This is a genomic window from Pseudomonas sp. DG56-2 (assembly GCF_004803755.1).
Taxonomy (GTDB): Bacteria; Pseudomonadota; Gammaproteobacteria; order Pseudomonadales; family Pseudomonadaceae; genus Aquipseudomonas; species Aquipseudomonas auratipiscis.
Genome location: NZ_CP032311.1, coordinates 5,147,453 through 5,164,124, shown reverse-complemented (window position 1 = coordinate 5,164,124; position 16,672 = coordinate 5,147,453). Strand labels below are relative to the sequence as shown.

The following is a 16,672-nucleotide window of genomic DNA, read 5'->3' as shown; positions in this document are numbered from 1 at the left end:
CCCGAAGGGCGAGCCCCGTGATTTTCAGCGACTAAACCATCCATCCCGGCGCTGCAGTTGCCAACCCATCACCCCCAGGGTCACCCCACGCAGGGCCATGAACAGCAGAAAAGCCATCCACAAACCGTGGTTGCCCAGGTCGCTGGCGGCGTAGGCCACCGGCAGCGCCAAGGCCACACTGAGCAGCATGCCGTTGCGCATCTCGCGGGCACGGGTGGCGCCAATGAACAGGCCATCGAGTAGATAGCTCCAGACTGCAACCAGGGGCAGCAGCGCCAGGTACGGCAGGTACTCGTACGCCGTTGTGCGCACGCTTTCGATGTCTGTCTGCAGGTTGATAAACAGGTGCCCGCCCAACAGAAACAGCACGGCGAAGCCGCTGCTGGCCAGCAGCGACCATCCGCAAGCCACGGTCAGTGAACGGCGCAAGGCCTGGCGATCGCCAGCACCGATGGCGTGGCCGCACAAGGCTTCGACTGCATGGGCCAGGCCGTCCAGGGCGTAGGCGGTGAGCAGCAGACCATTGAGTAGCAGGGCGTTGGCGGCAACGGTGGCTTCACCCAGGCGGGCGCCTTGGACGGTGATCAGGAAGAACACCGCCTGCAACGCCAGGCTGCGGATAAAGATGTCGCGGTTGACCGCAAGCAACGGCCGCCAGCTCTGCCAGCGAGCGAGCAGGGCCCAGGCGATTTTTCCGGGGTAGGCGCGCAAGGCGGGGCGGGTCAGGGCCAGGCCAAGCAGGGCAGCGCTCCACTCGGCAATTACTGAGGCGCGGGCCGAACCGAGTACGCCCCAGTCCAATCCCAGCACGAACCACAGGTTCAGGGCGATGTTCAGCAGGTTCGTGGTCAACAGGATCGCCAACGGCGCCCTGGCGTTCTGGGTACCGAGGAACCAGCCGACCAGGGCGAAGCTCGCCAGTGCGGCGGGCAGGCCCAGCAGGCGAGTGTGAAAGAAGTCCTGGGTGGATTGCTCCAACGCTGCCGACGGCTGCATCAGTTGCAAGGCCAACTGGCTGAAAGGTAGGGCCAGCAACCCCAGGAGCAGTGCGAACAGTAATGCCAGTAGCAGGCCTTGCACCAGCACCTGGCGCAAGGCCGCGCCATCGGCACGCCCGGCAGCCTGGGCGGCAAAGCCGGTAGAGCCCATGCGCAGAAAGCCCATCAAAAAGGCCAGGAAGGTGTACAGGCTGGCACCTACCGCTACCGCGCCAAGCTGATGGGCATGAGGCAGATGGCCAATCACGGCACTGTCTACCAGCGCCACCAGGGGTACGGAGATGTTCGAGAGAATCATCGGTGCGGCCAGGGCCCAGACCTTGCGGTGGGTCAGGCGGTCGCGCCAGTCGGTCAGCAATTGGGACATGTCGGCTCCAGGCAAGCCGCACATTGTAGCCGCAGCGTACGGTGACGACCTGGTTGATATATAGTTCTCCCCTCAGAACCTGCTGCCAAAGAGTTACTTTCATGCTCAACAAAGGATTGTTGCTGGCCTGTGCGCTGGCCTTGCTCAGTGCCTGCGACTCGTCTGCCCCAGACAAGCCGGCCCCCGCGCCAACCCAGGCGCAGGAAGTCGCCCAGCCGGCCCGTGAAGATGCCGCGGCCCTGGCCAAGCGTTATGCCGGTCGCGAGCTGAGCGTGGTGGATGTTTCCGAAGTCCAGGTCGATGGCGCCAGTGCGCTGTCCCTGACGTTCTCGGTACCGCTGGATGCGCAGCAGAACTTTGCCGACCGGGTTCATCTGGTCGACACCGTCAAAGGTAAGGTCGATGGTGCCTGGGAACTCTCCGACAACGCGATGGAACTGCGCCTGCGCCACCTGGAGCCGCAGCGCAAGCTGGTGCTGACCATCGATGCCGGCCTGCAGGCGGTCAACGGCGAGCGCCTGGCCGCCGAATCGGTAAGTCGCCTGGAAACCCGTGACATGCAGGCAACCATTGGTTTTGCCAGTCGCGGCTCACTGCTGCCGACACGCCTGGCCGAAGGGTTGCCGGTGATTGCCTTGAACGTCGACAAGGTCGATGTCGAGTTCTTCCGGGTCAAGCCAGCGTCGCTTTCGCCGTTTCTCAGTGCCTGGGGCCGCAACAGCAGCTTGTATTACTACCAGTCGAAAGAAACCCTGAACATGACCGAGCTGGTCTACAGCGGACGCTTCGACCTGAACCCTGCACGCAACACCCGCGAAACCGTGTTGCTGCCGATTGCTGGAATCAAGCCACTGCAGGAACCGGGGGTCTACCTTGCGGTCATGCGCGCTTCCGGTACCTACGATTATTCGCAACCGGCAACGCTGTTCACCCTCAGTGATATCGGTGTGTCGGCTCACCGCTATCAGAACCGCATGGACGTGTTTACCCAGGGCCTGGAGGGTGGCAAAGCCCTGAGCGGCGTCAATCTCGAACTGCTCGACGCCGAAGGCCGTGTGGTTGGCCAAGGTAAAACCGACAGCGATGGCCATGCCCAATTGCCGATGCCGCCAAAAGCGGAAACCCTGTTGGCGCATCAAGGCGTGCACACCACGATGCTGCGCCTGAACAGTGCGGCGCTGGATCTGGCCGAGTTCGACATTACCGGCCCGCAAGCCAATCCCCTGCAGTTTTTCGTCTTCGGTCCGCGAGACCTGTACCGCCCCGGTGAAACCGTGTTGCTCAACGGCTTGTTGCGTGACCAGGATGGTCGCCCAATCAAGCCACAGCCGGTGACCGTTGAAGTACGTCGGCCGGATGAACAGATCAGCCGCAAATTCGTATGGGAGCCGGGCAGCAACGGCCTGTACCAGTACCATTTGCAGTTGGCCACTGAAGCGCCGACCGGTCGCTGGCAGCTGTTGTTCGATCTGGGGGGCGGCAAGAAACAGATCTATGAATTTCTCGTCGAAGACTTCCTGCCTGAGCGCCTGGCCCTGGAGCTCAAAGGCAGTGATGTTCCTTTGAGTCCTGAACAAAGCGCTGAAATCGACGTTAATGGTCGGTATCTGTACGGCGCGCCTGCCTCGGGCAACCGCTTGAGCGGCCAGGCCTATGTGCGCCCGCTGCGCGAAGCGGTACCCGCGTTGCCAGGCTATCAGTTCGGCTCGATTACCGAGCAGGAACTGACCCAGGATCTGGAGCTGGATGAAGTCAATCTCGATGCCAACGGCAAGGCCACGCTGAGCATCGAGAGCAAGTGGTCCGAGGCGCGCTCGCCGCTGCAACTGACAGTACAGGCCAGTTTGCAGGAGTCCGGTGGTCGGCCGATCACCCGGCGCCTGGAACAGCCGATCTGGCCCGCCGAGCGCTTGCCGGGCTTGCGTGGTCTGTTCGACGGGGAAGAAACCGATAGCGATGGCCCGGTAGAGTTCGAAGTGCTGGTTGCCGACCGCGACGGTAACAAGTTGGCTGCCAATGGCCTCAAGGTGCGCTTGATCCGCGAGCGCCGCGACTACTACTGGAACTACTCCGACAGTGACGGCTGGAGCTACAACTTCAACGAGAAGTTCCTGACCCAGAGCGAGGAGACGGTCAACGTCAAGGGCGGGTCCACTGCCAAGCTCAACTTCCAGGTTGAATGGGGACCCTACCGGGTTGAAGTGGAAGACCCGCAGACCGGCCTGGTTTCCAGTGAGCGATTCTGGGCCGGCTACCGCGCCCAGGACAACGCTGACGGCGGCGCTGTTCGCCCGGATCAGGTCAAGCTTGCTCTGGACAAACCGTCCTATGCGGATGGCGCTACTGCCAACGTCACCGTCACACCTCCTGCTGCCGGTACCGGCTACCTGATGGTTGAGTCGAGCGAAGGTCCGCTGTGGTGGCAAGAGATCGATGTGCCGGCTGAAGGCAAAACTTTCGCCATCAACCTGGACCGCAAATGGGCCCGCCATGACCTGTACGTCAGCGCCCTGGTGATACGTCCCGGCGAGCGTAAGGTAAACGCCACACCGAAACGCGCGGTTGGCGTGCTGCACCTGCCACTGGACCGCGCCGAGCGCAAGCTTGCAGTCACCCTCAGTGCACCGGAAAAAATGCGTCCCAAGCAGCCCTTGACGGTCAAGGTGCAGGCGCGCAATGCCGATGGCAGTGTGCCTGAGCAGGTACACGTGCTGCTGGCCGCGGTCGACGTGGGCATTCTCAATATCACCGACTACCCGACCCCCGACCCCTTCACCGGCATGTTCGGGCGCAAGGCCTATGGCGCCGACCAACTGGATATCTACGGTCAGTTGATCGAAGCCGGTCAGGGCCGTCTGGCCAGCCTCGCCTTCGGTGGCGATGCGGCCATGGCCAAGGGTGGCAAGCGACCCAACACCAGCATCACCATCGTTGCCCAGCAAAGTGCGCCGGTCACCCTGGATGCGAACGGCGAAGGCGAGACCAGCGTCGATATCCCCGATTTCAACGGCGAACTGCGCTTGATGGCCCAGGCCTGGACCGATGATCGCTATGGCGTGGCCGAGGGCAAGACGGTGGTGGCCGCGCCGTTGATTGCCGAATTGTCGGCGCCACGTTTCCTGGCGGGGGGCGACAGCACCACCTTGGCACTGGATATGTCGAACTTGTCCGGCCAGGCGCAGAAGCTCACTGTGCGATTGAGCACGGAAGGCCAATTGGATCTGATGCGCACAGCCGAGCAAACCCTGGACCTGACCCAGGGCAAGCGCGTCACCCTGTTGGTGCCGGTGCAGGCCACAGGCGGCCTGGGCCAGGGCAAGGTCAAGGTCGAAGTGCTGGGCCTGCAACTGCCTGGTGAAAAGGCCGCGGCGTTCACCCGTGAATGGACCCTGGGTATTCGCCCGGCTTACCCGGCGATGCTCAAGCACTATCGGGTGGCGCTCAACGACCAGCCGTGGAGCCTGCCGGAGTCCGATCTGGCCGAGTTCGAACCGGCGGGGCTGGAGGCCACACTGGCATTGTCCAGCCGACCTCCGCTGAACCTGGCTGAACAGATTCGCGCCCTGGAAGCCTACCCTTACGGGTGCCTGGAGCAGACCACCAGTGGCCTTTATCCCTCGCTGTACGCCGATGCCGAAACCCTCAAGCGCCTGGGGATCACTGGAGAACCGGCCGATGTGCGCAAGCGCAAGATCGAAATGGGTATTGAGCATCTGCTCGGGATGCAGCGCTACAACGGTAGTTTTGGCTTGTGGAGTTCGGACAGCGAGGAAGAATACTGGCTGACCGCGTATGTCACCGACTTCCTGCTGCGCGCGCGCGAGCAAGGCTACGCGGTACCGGCCGATGCGTTGAAGAAGGCCAGCGAGCGCCTGCTGCGTTATCTGCAGGAACGTAACCTGATCGAGGTGAACTACAGCAACAATGCCGAGCACAGTCGCTTTGCGGTGCAGGCATATGCAGCGTTGGTTCTTGCGCGTACGCAGCAGGCCCCTTTGGGTGCCCTGCGTAGCGTGTTCGAACGACGCAGCGATGCACGCTCCGGCTTGCCATTGGTACAGTTGGCCATTGCCTTGGAAAAAATGGGCGACAAACCGCGTGCCCAGCAAGCCTTGCAGGCGGGCCTGGCGGTTAGCCGCGACAGCAAAGAATGGCTCGGTGACTATGGCAGCCCGGTGCGTGACCAAGCATTGATTCTGGCCTTGCTGGAAGAAAACAACCTGGGCACCAACAGCGTGGATCAACGCTTGTTCCAGCTGTCTGACCAAGTGGCTGCCAACCAGTGGCTGTCGACTCAGGAGCGCAACGCCTTGTTCCTGGCTGGACGCGGTCTATTGAGCAAGCCCGAAGGCAAGTGGTCGGCACGCCTGGATAGCGCCGGTGAACTACGCGACCTCGATAGCGCGCAGTCGGGCCTTAAGCTTGAAGGTCCGCTGCTGGCCTCGCCATTGACGGTTCAAAACCAGAGTAGCGACACGCTGTACCAGCAATTGACCCTGTCCGGTTATCCACGCCACGCCCCGGCGCCGAGCAGCGCCGGAATGAACATTCGTCGTGAGTATCTGGGGATGAATGGTCAGCCTCTGGACATTCGCGCGCTGAAGAGTGGCGATCTGGTGCTGGTGCACCTGGCCGTTACCGCTACTTCGCGGGTGCCGGATGCGTTGGTTGTCGACCTGTTGCCTGCAGGCCTGGAGCTGGAAAACCAGAACCTGGCGCAGAGCGCGGCGAGCCTGGAAAATGCCAGCAGCGCGGTCAAGCAATGGCGAGAGTCGATGCAGAATGCCAACCTGGTGCACCAGGAATTTCGCGATGATCGCTACGTGGCAGCGTTGCCGGTGGACAGCTATGGCACCACGCATCTGCTCTATCTGGCGCGGGCGGTAACGCCGGGCACCTACCGTGTGCCTCCACCGCAAGTAGAGTCGATGTATCGCCCTAATCTGCAGTCGGTGGGTGAGTCGGCAGGGGATATGGTGGTCAGGGGGCGCTGAGTAACCATCCCTCTGATTGTGCAGGCGTTGGCTTTGCCAGCGCCTGCAGCGACAAGGGCGATACTGCCATCAGTGAATGATCCAGCTCAGTACCCACAGCCCCAGTACCAGCCAGATGATGCCGAGAATGATCGAGGCACGCATGAAGGCACGGATGGCCGAGTACAGCAGCATCAAGCCGATGATCAGGGCGATGATGCTGACCAGCGAGGTGTCCATGCCCAATGTGCGTGCCAGGCCATCGATGAAATTGCCACCGGCGTTGGCCAGCAGGTTGAATAACCCGCTCAAACCATCAACGACAAAGCGGATCAGCGCCCCCAGGGCCTGGCCGAGCCACTCGAAAAAACCTTCTACATGCATAGTTGCTTCCTGATGATCGTCTCGGCGAGTCTGCCGTTGCCAAACCTTTGGCCTTCCAATGTGCTGCTCGGTTCCCTGCCCATTGCTGCTGACAGGGACGTCTGATGCTCATCTTAGCTCGCTCGCTCAGCCCCATGGCGAAACGCTTGAGTGTCGTTTCGGGCGTGCTGGTATTGCTTGCTGCGCTGCTGTGGATCGCTGACCGGGTGTGGCCGCTGCCACTTCCGGCTGATGATTTGGCACGTGTCGTGCTGGCCGAGGACGGCACGCCATTGTGGCGCTTCGCCGATGCCGAAGGGGTCTGGCGCTATCCGGTCAGCGCCGATCAGGTGTCCCCCTATTATTTGCAGGCGCTGCTGACTTATGAGGATCGCTGGTTCTATCAGCACCCTGGGGTCAATCCGCTGGCGCTAGGCCGCGCTGCCTGGCAAAACCTGCGCGGTGGGCGGGTGGTGTCGGGCGGCAGCACCCTGTCGATGCAGGTTGCTCGATTGCTGGACCCGCACGCGCGCACCTTGCCTGGAAAACTGCGCCAACTGTGGCGCACGGCGCAGTTGGAATGGCATTTGTCCAAGGCGCAGATCCTTGAGATCTATCTCAATCGTGCACCTTTCGGCGGCACCTTGCAGGGTGTTGCCGCGGCCAGTTGGGCTTACCTGGGCAAGTCGCCACAGCATTTGACGCCGTCCGAAGCGGCGATGCTCGCGGTATTGCCGCAGGCGCCAAGCCGCTTGCGCCCAGACCGACATCCGGCTCGCGCGCAAGTGGCACGTGACAAAGTGCTCAAGCGCCTGACCGAGTATCAAGTATGGCCGCAGCAACGGATTGCCGAGGCCATGGAAGAACCGTTGCTTCTGGCTCCCCGCCAGGAACCAGCCTTGGCGCCATTGCTGGCGCGACGCCTGAACCGGCCGCACAGCCCGCCCCTGATCCGTACCACGCTCGATGCCTCATTGCAGCGGCGCCTGGAAGACCTGTTACTGGGCTGGCGCGCGCGTCTGCCTGAACGTACCTCGGCCGCGATTCTGGTGGTTGAAGCCCAGAACATGGCCGTGCGCGCCTACCTGGGTTCCGTTGACTTGAACGATGAGCGCCGCTTTGGTCATGTCGACATGATTACTGCACTCAGGTCACCAGGCTCTACCCTCAAACCATTCCTTTATGGCATGGCCATGGATGATGGTCTGATTCATTCCGAGTCGTTGCTCCAGGATGTGCCAAGGCGCTACGGTGATTATCGGCCAGGCAACTTTTCCATGGGCTTCAGTGGCCCGGTGGCTGCCAGTTCGGCGCTGGCATTGTCGTTGAATCTGCCCGCGGTGCAGTTGCTCGAAGCCTACGGGCCGAAGCGCTTTGCGGCGCAGATGCGCAATGGTGGCGTGCCGCTGACACTGCCGCCACTGGCGGAGCCGAACCTGTCGTTGATTCTGGGAGGGGCGGGCAGTCGCCTGGAGGATTTGGTCGCCGGTTACGGGGCATTGTCGCGCGGCGGTTTGAGTGCGCCGATGCGCCTGCAGCCAGACGCGCCATTGCTTGACCGGCGTCTGCTGTCGCCGGGCAGCGCCTGGATCATCCGGCGTATTCTCAGTGGTCAGGCGCGCCCCGACCGCGACCCGCATGCCGAATTGGTACAGCGACCCCTGCTGGCCTGGAAGACCGGCACCAGTTATGGCTTTCGTGATGCCTGGTCGATTGGTGTCGGCCCTCGTTATCTGATCGGCATCTGGATCGGACGCCCCGATGGTACGCCGGTGCCCGGGCAGTTCGGCCTGGCGTCGGCAGCGCCGCTGATGCTGCAGGTGCATGATGTGTTGAGTAACCGTGACAGCCAGCGCGGCATTGCCGTGCCGGTGGCTGCAGTACCCGACAACGTCGGCGTGGCCGCAATCTGCTGGCCGCTCGGGCAACCAATGGCTCGCCAGAATGACAATTGCCGACGCCAGCGCTTTGCCTGGACCCTGGATGGCACTGCCCCGCCGACCTTGCTGGCAGCTGATCAACCCTTGAGCGTCGGTTTGCGTGAAACGGTCTGGCTAAACGCCCAGGGGCAGCGGGTAGACCACAGTTGCAGCGGCGCTCAACCCCGTGAGATTGCCTTGTGGCCGGCACCCTTGGAACCCTGGCTGCCACGCGTAGAACGCCGAGAGGCGCGACTGCCGAAAATTGATCCTGATTGCCCACCCCAGGTACCGGCTAGCGCACCGCCATTGTCGATCGTCGGGGTGCGCCAGGGTGATCAGTTGCGGCGTCCGGCGTCGAGCAGCGAGCCCTTGCGCCTTGAGGTGTCCGCACTGGGCGGCAATGGTCGGCGTTGGTGGTTCCTCAATGGCGTACCGCTGGGCGAATCGCAGGGGCAGGAATCGCTGAGTGCCCGCTTTGAACAGGCAGGGCGTGTAGAGCTCAGCGCGCTGGATGAGAGTGGCCAGACTGCGCGGGTCGAGTTCCAGATCAATCAATGAAGGGGCTGCCTGTCAGGCCCTATTGCGATTAGACGTCAGCGCAGGCACCACCTACGCTTGAAGCTGACGAGGGAACCGTCCCGGTGTTCTCGAATTTGTCGGGATCATGGAGCGCCACATGCGTCCGTTGACCGTCGCGATACTCAGTCTTTGTTGGGCGAGCGGGTCGAGCGCAGAACCCTTGCCAACCTATCTGATCAGCAATGAAGTCGAGCGTAGCCTGCCTGCCGCCAACCTGCCCATCGACAGCTACCGGCCTGCCTCCGCGAGCTTGCAGGTAGCGGTGCCGCCGTCGCAGTCGCTGCAACTTGATAGGCGCACCCGGATACGCTTGCACAAGGTGCGCTTTACCGGCGGCACCGTTTACCCCTTGAGCGATTTGCGCGAGAACTACCAGGAGCTGGTCGATCGTGACGTCACGCTGGCAGAACTGAGCGAGGCAACTCAACGCCTGACTCGACGCTATCAGGAGGATGGCTACCTGCTGTCCTACGCCTACCTGCCGCCACAGGATTTCGCTGATGGGCGGGTACAGGTGGTCTTGGTTGAAGGCTACATTGGTGACTTTGAACTACAAGGCGACATTGGGCCGGCGTCTACCTTTCTGGGTGAAGTGGCCACCCGGCTCAAGGCTGAGCGCCCGCTTACGCGCAAGACCTTGGAGCGCTACACAACATTGATGAGCCACGTGCCGGGTATCACGCTGCAGGCTAAGGTGGCGCCCGGCACCGCCGATGGCGCCAATACATTGTTGGTACAGGCCGCGCACCAAGCGTTTTCGGCGCGGTTGGATGTAGCCGATGGTAACCGCGAAGGACTTCAAGCGCTCTTGGGCGTCAGCAGCAACGCGCTGACGTCGATGGCTGAGCAATTGAGCTTCAGCGCGCTATTTCCGCCGGGCAACGATCATGAGCATTACTATCGCCTGGATTACGACCAATACCTGGACAGCGAGGGGAGCCGGTTGAACCTCTCTGCCTCGCAGTATCGCGGTGACCTGAGTGCTCTGCGGCGATTGAACAATGGCAGCGATCTCCGGCAGCATCGCCAGAGCGACCGCTACTCCGCAGGCCTGAGCCAGACCTTGACCGCCTCACCGAATGAATGGCTCAGCGTTGCCGGGCGCCTGTATGTGGTGAACGACCAAAGCCATTACCAGGCACTGGATTCCGCTCTCAAAACCCGCAGCAGCACGGATATGCGCGCCGTGGCGTTCGAAGGCGACTGGCGCCAGAGTGACCATGGGCGTCTGCGCATCCTCAGTGTCGGTGCCTATCAGGGCATGGATTATTTCGCAGCAGACACCAACAGCGATATCGACCTGGACTTTCTGCGCCTGCGTTTATCCGGATTACAAAGCGACTACTTTTCTGCTAACTGGCAAGGCGTGGCTTCAGCGGCGTTGTACTGGAGTAACGACAGCTTGCCCGACAGTGAGCGTGCCGTGTTTGGCGGCCAGGCTTTCGGCCGTGGCTATCCCAGTGACCAGGCATCGGGGGACAAGGGCTGGGGCGCGGCCTACGAGCTGAACTACAGCTTCAGGTACAGCAGCGACTGGCTCAAATGGGTTCAGCCGTATGTGCTGGTAGATGCTGCGCGCAGTTGGTTCAACGAGTTGCAGGTGCGTGATTCGCGCCTGTCGTCGGCGGCGGTGGGGTTGCGGTTTGGCGATGCACGCTCCTACAACATTGCGGTTGAGGCGGCCAAGCCGATGTCGGACATCGCCCTGGACAGCCTCAATCGGCAACCGCGCTTTACCCTGAGCTTCAGCTACCAGCTTTAGCTGCAGATGTATCCGGCAGGAATGGGCTTGCCCCGCATTGGGGCTGCGGCGCTTCGCGCGTCAGTTCACCAGATGCAATCGAGGTTTTGGAAAAAGGTTGTCCAGGGTTTCCAGCAGGCGGGTGTGATAGATCGGCTTGCGGAACAGGTCCAGCACCTGCAGGCGCAGCAGGTCACTGATGTCGTCCATGTCGGCGTGGCCGGAGGTGACGATCACTGGCAAGTGTTGGCGAGCGGTGTGCTCACGCAGGCGCTTGATCAGGGAAATGCCGCTTTCTTCCGGCATGCGCAGATCGGTGATTACCAGCGCCACGTCCGGGTGGCGGGTGAGCTGTTGCAGGGCGAGTTTTACCGAGGTAGCCGTGTGGCAGCAAAAACCCTCGCCCTCAAGCAGTTCGGCAAGTTCCAGCAGAGCGTCCTCTTCGTCATCCACCAGGAGAATTTGTTGACGTTGGGAGGAGATCGGCATGGCTATACCCATTCGTAGATATCTAGGAGATTGATTGGCAAGAGCCTTTTATGGCTTTTCATTTGTGATCTTGGCAGCATCCAGAGTGGTTTCAATGTTGGTCATAACAGCACTGACCCCTTTTGAAATTGGCTCGATAAAATTCGTCAACACCACTGCCACCATCGCCGCCGCAATTGCGTACTCGATACCCGAGGCACCGTCCTTGCGGTAAAAGAACTCTTTGCAGCTCTTGAAGATTCGGGAAACACGCATGGCACTTCTCCTGGCGCGCAAGGCGCAGATGGCAGGGGCTTGTTCGATGATTCCCCTTTGCCACCACAGCATCGTCAAAGGCTGAAAATCCGGCAAATGTAAGAAGGTATTAATCCAAAAGTGATAGTGGCTTTTTGGCGCCGGCTAACGGTTGTTTTTAGGGGGTGCCGGGATTACGACGCAAAATAATCTGGCGGGTAATGGCATTTTGACTTAGCTGCGCTACCTTCAAATAGCGAAATCGTTACTTCCGATGTCAACGTTGTGCGCTGCCTCACAGCTGGTTGCAAAGGATGAACCCGGGTATTTAGGAAGGGTTGGCATGAGCAGTCGCATTACCATCATCCTCGCTGGTTTTTTTCTGATCGGCGCCTTGCTGGCGGGCTATTGGGGCCTGGTTCTGAGCCGCCCACCTGCCGAGCCTGTGGCTGTTGCTGTTGCGTCGACCCAGGCACCCGTCGCTGCACAGGTGGTGGAGACAGCGGTCGAGGAGGTGCGTCAGCCGGTGGTGGTGTTGCGTCGCGATGTTGCCGCTTACACCCCATTGAGCGCTGAGGACCTGCTGGTTGAGCGCCTGCACGTCGCACCTGCCGGCAGTTTCCAGAGTGTCGAGCAAGTGCTTGGCCGTAGCAGTTGGCGTTCGCTCAGTGCGGGCACCTGGCTTGCGTCGAGCAGCTTTGAAGCCGGTGGGCCGCTGGCGCGAATGATCCATCCTCACGAGCGTGCGCTGGCCTTGGCCATTGATGAGGTGGTCGGCGCCGCGGGGCAGTTGAGCCCCGGTGACTACGTCGATGTGCTGCTCTACCTGCGCGAGGAAAACAACAACCCCCAGGCCAGCGCTCAGGTGGTATTGCCGGCATTGCGTCTGCTCAGCGTCGGCCAGCAGTTGGGGATGGGCCTGGACGGTCAGCCGGTTGCGCCGCCCCAGGATGAAAAAGCCCGTCAGGAACAACAACGCAATGCTGCCCGCACCGTGGTCCTGGCGGTGCCTGAGGCATTGACCCGCCGACTGCTGCTTGCCGCCCAGGCCGGCAGCCTGCGCCTGGCCGTGCGCAGCGCCGAAGAAAAGCGCCTGGCTCAATACTGGGCCGACCCGCACGCTGGCAATCAAGTGGTGGATAACGCCAATCGCGAACTCTTTCGCTTCAGCCAGCTTGCCCAGACACCCGCGGCGCCCTCGATTGCCAGTTCAACGCCACGCCGTGGCATGCAGATTATCCGCGGAAACCAATCCAGCGATCCAACTCCCTGACCAAGCAAGGATGCCCTTAAATGAGCAGTCGTTCCGTGCGGGCAATCAAGTATTTGCTGTGGGTCATCCCCTGGGCGGGGCTGACTGTTTCTGTGGCCCAGGCCGCGAGTAGCGGTTGCGCAGGGCTGGGGCAATTACCCGAGGTGATCGAAATCGATCAGGGTTTGCAGCAGGAGTTGCGTGCACCGGTGAGCATTATCCGGGTGGCAGTGGGCGATTCGAAAATCGTCGATGTCGATGCCAGTGGCGACGATGCCGTCGTGCTCACCGCCCTTAGCCCCGGCGCCACTAGCCTAATGCTCTGGACCGCCTGCTCGAAGACCCCGCGCCAAGCCATGCTGTTTGTCAAAGGCGTGGCCACCACGGACATGGCGGCGACGGCCTTGCCGCCTTCCCAGGATTCATCGCTGCCCAGCCAGGTTCAGGCTGACATTCGCTTTGTCGAGGTCAACCGCACCAAGTTCAAGGAGGCCGGTGCGCGTTTTCTATTCAAGGGCTCCAACAACACCTTGATCGGTTCGCCTGGAACGACCCCAAACACGGTGGCCCGGCCTGGCCATGTTGCTGACGCTATCGCCGGCATTCCGCTGGACAACGATGTCTTCAATATCGTCTGGGGCGGTGGTAGCAGCCGCTTTCTTGCGGCCATCAGCGCCTTGGAGAACAGCGGGTTTGCCTACACCCTGGCGCGTCCCAGTCTGGTCGTGCTCAGTGGCCTGACCGCGAGCTTTCTCGCCGGTGGCGAAATTCCGATACCGGTGCCCAGCAGTGGCAGCGACAGCGTGTCGATCGAATACAAGGAGTTTGGTATTCGCCTGGCGTTGTCACCCACGGTGGTCAGCCATGATCGCATTACCCTCAAGGTTGCGCCGGAAGTCAGTGAGCTGGACTACGCAAATGCCGTGAACATCGCCGGCACCTTGGTACCTGGTTTAACGGTGAGGCGCACAGATACCAGCATTTCTCTGGCCGATGGCGAGAGCTTTGTTATCAGTGGCTTGATCAGCAGTACCACCCGTTCGGCTGTGGATAAGTTTCCAGGGCTGGGCAATATTCCGATCCTGGGCGCGTTCTTTCGCCAATCGACGTTGATGCGCGATGAGACTGAACTGTTGATGATCGTCACCCCGCACTTGGTCCAGCCGTTGGCCGCCAATGCCCAGCTACCGTCGTTGCCGGGTGAAGGGTTGCGCAATTACGACCCAAGCTGGGGCCGCTTGTTCTTTCTCGAAAACGGCGACTTTGAAGGTCGCAGCGGGCTATCCCAATGAGCGAAAGTTTGAGCCAGACTTTTCTCGCCATCACCCGAAACGAGGTCGACCTGCAGTGGTTGCAAGGTGCGCTGGCGCCGTTGGGGCAGGTGGTCGGCGCCGCCAGCGGTAGCCTCGATGAACTGCTTGCGCTGGTTGACGTGACGTTCGCCAACCTGGTTTTTGTCGGTCTGGATCGCGAGCACGTGGTCAATCAGTGCGCACTCATCGAGGGCGTGCTGGAAGCTAAACCGATGTTGGCGATAGTCGCCCTGGGCGATGGCATGGACAACCAATTGGTGCTCAACGCCATGCGCGCCGGCGCGCGGGATTTTGTCGCCTACGGGTCGCGCTCCAGCGAAGTCGCCGGTTTGGTGCGACGCTTGAGCAAGCGCTTGCCGCAAGTCACCAGCAATCCGAGCCTCGGTGGTTTGACCGTACTGTATGGTGCGCAAGCCGCGGCCGATGGTGCCTTGCTGACCACGCACCTGGCGCGGGTGGTACAGCGCAGTGGCCAGCAGACCTTGTTGCTCGACCTGGGCTTGCCGCGGGGGGACAGTCTGGCATTGCTCGGTCTTGAGGCGTCGTTTCATTTCAGCGATGCCCTGCGCCATCTGCGCCGCCTGGACAATACGCTTATCGACAGTGCCTTTACCTGCGAGAGTTCCGGCCTGCGCCTGCTGGCCTACGCCGATGGTGATGAGCCGCTGGAGCGCACCAGTGCCGCTGAGCTGTACATGTTGCTCAGCGCCTTGCGCCAGCATTTCCAGCATATCGTCGTGAACCTCACGGGCCAGGCAGACAGCGAAGCACTGCGGACCTTTGTCAGCCATTGCGACAAGTTGATCTGGTACACCGACCAGAATGTCCTCGACTGCCGGCGCAACCTCGACGTGCTTGCTCAATGGCGGGAGAAGGGTATGAAGCTTGAGCATGCCAGCCTGCTGGTCGATCGCTACCTCAAGGGTGTGGCGCCCGATTCCGACGCCTTGGCCAAGCGCTACGGTTTGCCGCTGCTGGTGGTGTTGCCTTACAGCCCGCACGTGCGCTTGAACGCCAAGAACCAAGGCCTGACCTTGTTCGAACTGGCCCCGCGAGAAACCCTCACTCAGCAGATCAAGGCACTCGGCGAGCGGCTGGCACGGCGATCGGAGAACAACAAACCACCCGGCGGCAACTGGTTCAATCGGCTTTGGGGGCATAAATGAGCAACGTCGATGAGTTGTTTGGCGGTTCGCGGCATAACCTGGGCAACGATCCCCAGGGACTCAAGCGAGCATTGCATCGCTACATCATCGATGCCATCGAGGACAGCGGTCGCAATTTGCTGGAAGGTTCGCGTCCGGCGCTGGCGCAATTTGTGATGGAGCAGGTCGGCGATTACATCGCCCGTCTGCACCTGGCGTTGTCACGCTACGAGATGGAGCGCCTGGCTGAAGAAATTGTCGATGAGTTGACCGGTTTTGGTCCGCTGGAAGTGTTGTTGCGCGACAGCAGTGTCACCGAGATTCTGGTCAATGGTCCGCATCGGGTGTTTGTTGAACGGGCAGGGGTGCTGCAACAGACCGATCTGCGTTTTATCGATGGCCATCACGTCGAGCGCGTTATGCAACGCATCCTTGCGCCCCTTGGCCGGCGCCTCGACGAATCGTCGCCGATGGTCGATGCGCGAATGCCGGACGGCAGCCGGGTCAATGCGATTATTCCGCCGGTGGCGCTGGATGGCCCCTGCCTGTCGATCCGCAAGTTTCGCAAGGACATGCTCAAGAGTGCAGACCTGCTCGCCACGCGTACGGTCGATCACAATATTCTCGAATTTCTCCAACTGGCGGTGACGCGACGCTGCAACATTCTGGTCAGTGGCGGCACGGGCACCGGCAAGACAACCTTGCTCAACATCCTCAGCCAGTTGATCAGCCCCCATGAGCGGCTGGTCAGCATCGAGGATGTCGCCGAGCTGCAATTGGACCATCCCCATGTGGTGCGCCTGGAAACCCGGCCACCCAACGCTGAAGGCCACGGCGAAATCAAATCCAGTGAGTTGATCCGCAACGCCTTGCGTATGCGCCCGGACCGGATTCTGCTGGGCGAGATTCGCGGGGTTGAAGTGCTTGACGTGTTGACAGCTATGAACACCGGCCACGACGGCTCGATGAGCACTGTGCACGCCAACACTGCCCAGGATGCGCTGTTGCGTCTGGAGACTCTGGTGGGCCTGACCGGTCGCTCGGTGGCGGAAAAAACCTTGCGCCAGATGATCTGCGCGGCCCTTGATGTGGTGATTCAACTGACGCGCCTGGCCGACGGTCGACGGTGTGTCAGCGAGGTCCTGGAAGTGGTGGGTGTGCGGGATGATGTCTATGTCACCAACACCTTGTTCCGGCTCGATCGACGTAGCGGCGAAGGCTTCTTGCGTGAAGCGCAGAACCCGGCGAGCGACAAGCTGCGCCGGGTAGTTTCCGAGTCACAGCCGTGATTGTCGT

11 protein-coding genes are annotated in these 16,672 nt (G+C 61.3%); 7 read left to right on the top strand and 4 right to left on the bottom strand.

Annotation, left to right across the window (positions count from 1 at the left end; translation table 11 throughout):
• Positions 1-24: 24 nt before the first annotated feature.
• Entirely contained in the window at positions 25-1,365 is a 1,341-nt protein-coding gene (locus tag D3Z90_RS23725; RefSeq protein WP_136478314.1) for an MATE family efflux transporter, read from the bottom strand.
• 101 nt (positions 1,366-1,466) lie between these two features.
• Here D3Z90_RS23725 and D3Z90_RS23720 point away from each other — a divergent pair, with 101 nt between their 5' ends.
• The gene (locus tag D3Z90_RS23720) at positions 1,467-6,359 is read left to right on the top strand and encodes an alpha-2-macroglobulin (protein ID WP_136478313.1); all 4,893 of its coding nucleotides are present in this window, start codon (positions 1,467-1,469) and stop codon (positions 6,357-6,359) included.
• Between the two features lie 69 nt (positions 6,360-6,428).
• Here the strand turns inward: D3Z90_RS23720 and D3Z90_RS23715 are convergent, their stop codons facing one another.
• Positions 6,429-6,722 carry a hypothetical protein gene (locus D3Z90_RS23715; RefSeq protein WP_133216558.1) on the bottom strand — a complete coding sequence of 98 codons (294 nt, stop codon included), beginning with the start codon at positions 6,720-6,722 and terminating at the stop codon, positions 6,429-6,431.
• A 104-nt stretch (positions 6,723-6,826) separates the two neighbouring features.
• Here D3Z90_RS23715 and pbpC point away from each other — a divergent pair, with 104 nt between their 5' ends.
• Both pbpC and D3Z90_RS23705 read left to right on the top strand, forming a co-directional pair.
• A complete protein-coding gene (gene pbpC, locus D3Z90_RS23710; RefSeq protein ID WP_371922234.1) occupies positions 6,827-9,181 on the top strand; it encodes a peptidoglycan glycosyltransferase PbpC in 2,355 nt (784 codons plus the stop codon).
• A 118-nt stretch (positions 9,182-9,299) separates the two neighbouring features.
• A complete protein-coding gene (locus tag D3Z90_RS23705) occupies positions 9,300-10,964 on the top strand; it encodes a ShlB/FhaC/HecB family hemolysin secretion/activation protein (RefSeq protein ID WP_136478312.1) in 1,665 nt (554 codons plus the stop codon).
• A gap of 60 nt (positions 10,965-11,024) precedes the next feature.
• On the opposite strand, the gene D3Z90_RS23700 is transcribed toward D3Z90_RS23705, so the two are convergent.
• Positions 11,025-11,432, bottom strand: coding sequence for a response regulator (locus tag D3Z90_RS23700; RefSeq protein WP_136478311.1), 408 nt, complete (start codon positions 11,430-11,432; stop codon positions 11,025-11,027).
• 48 nt (positions 11,433-11,480) lie between these two features.
• Positions 11,481-11,687, bottom strand: a complete 207-nt coding sequence (locus tag D3Z90_RS23695) for a Flp family type IVb pilin (protein WP_136478310.1) — start codon at positions 11,685-11,687, stop codon at positions 11,481-11,483.
• Between the two features lie 322 nt (positions 11,688-12,009).
• Between D3Z90_RS23695 and cpaB the strand changes: the two genes are divergently transcribed.
• The 4 genes from cpaB to D3Z90_RS23675 are packed head-to-tail and all read left to right on the top strand — an operon-like array spanning position 12,010 to position 16,665.
• A complete protein-coding gene (gene cpaB / locus D3Z90_RS23690) occupies positions 12,010-12,939 on the top strand; it encodes a Flp pilus assembly protein CpaB (RefSeq protein ID WP_136478309.1) in 930 nt (309 codons plus the stop codon).
• 20 nt (positions 12,940-12,959) lie between these two features.
• Complete coding sequence (locus D3Z90_RS23685) at positions 12,960-14,210, top strand: type II and III secretion system protein family protein (RefSeq protein ID WP_136478308.1); 1,251 nt, start codon at positions 12,960-12,962, stop codon at positions 14,208-14,210.
• On the top strand, positions 14,207-15,397 hold the full coding sequence (locus tag D3Z90_RS23680) for a pilus assembly protein (RefSeq protein ID WP_136478307.1): 1,191 nt from the start codon (positions 14,207-14,209) through the stop codon (positions 15,395-15,397). Before D3Z90_RS23685 ends, D3Z90_RS23680 begins: the two co-directional genes overlap by 4 nt.
• Entirely contained in the window at positions 15,394-16,665 is a 1,272-nt protein-coding gene (locus D3Z90_RS23675; protein WP_136478306.1) for a CpaF family protein, read from the top strand. Before D3Z90_RS23680 ends, D3Z90_RS23675 begins: the two co-directional genes overlap by 4 nt.
• The last annotated feature ends 7 nt before the right edge of the window (positions 16,666-16,672 follow it).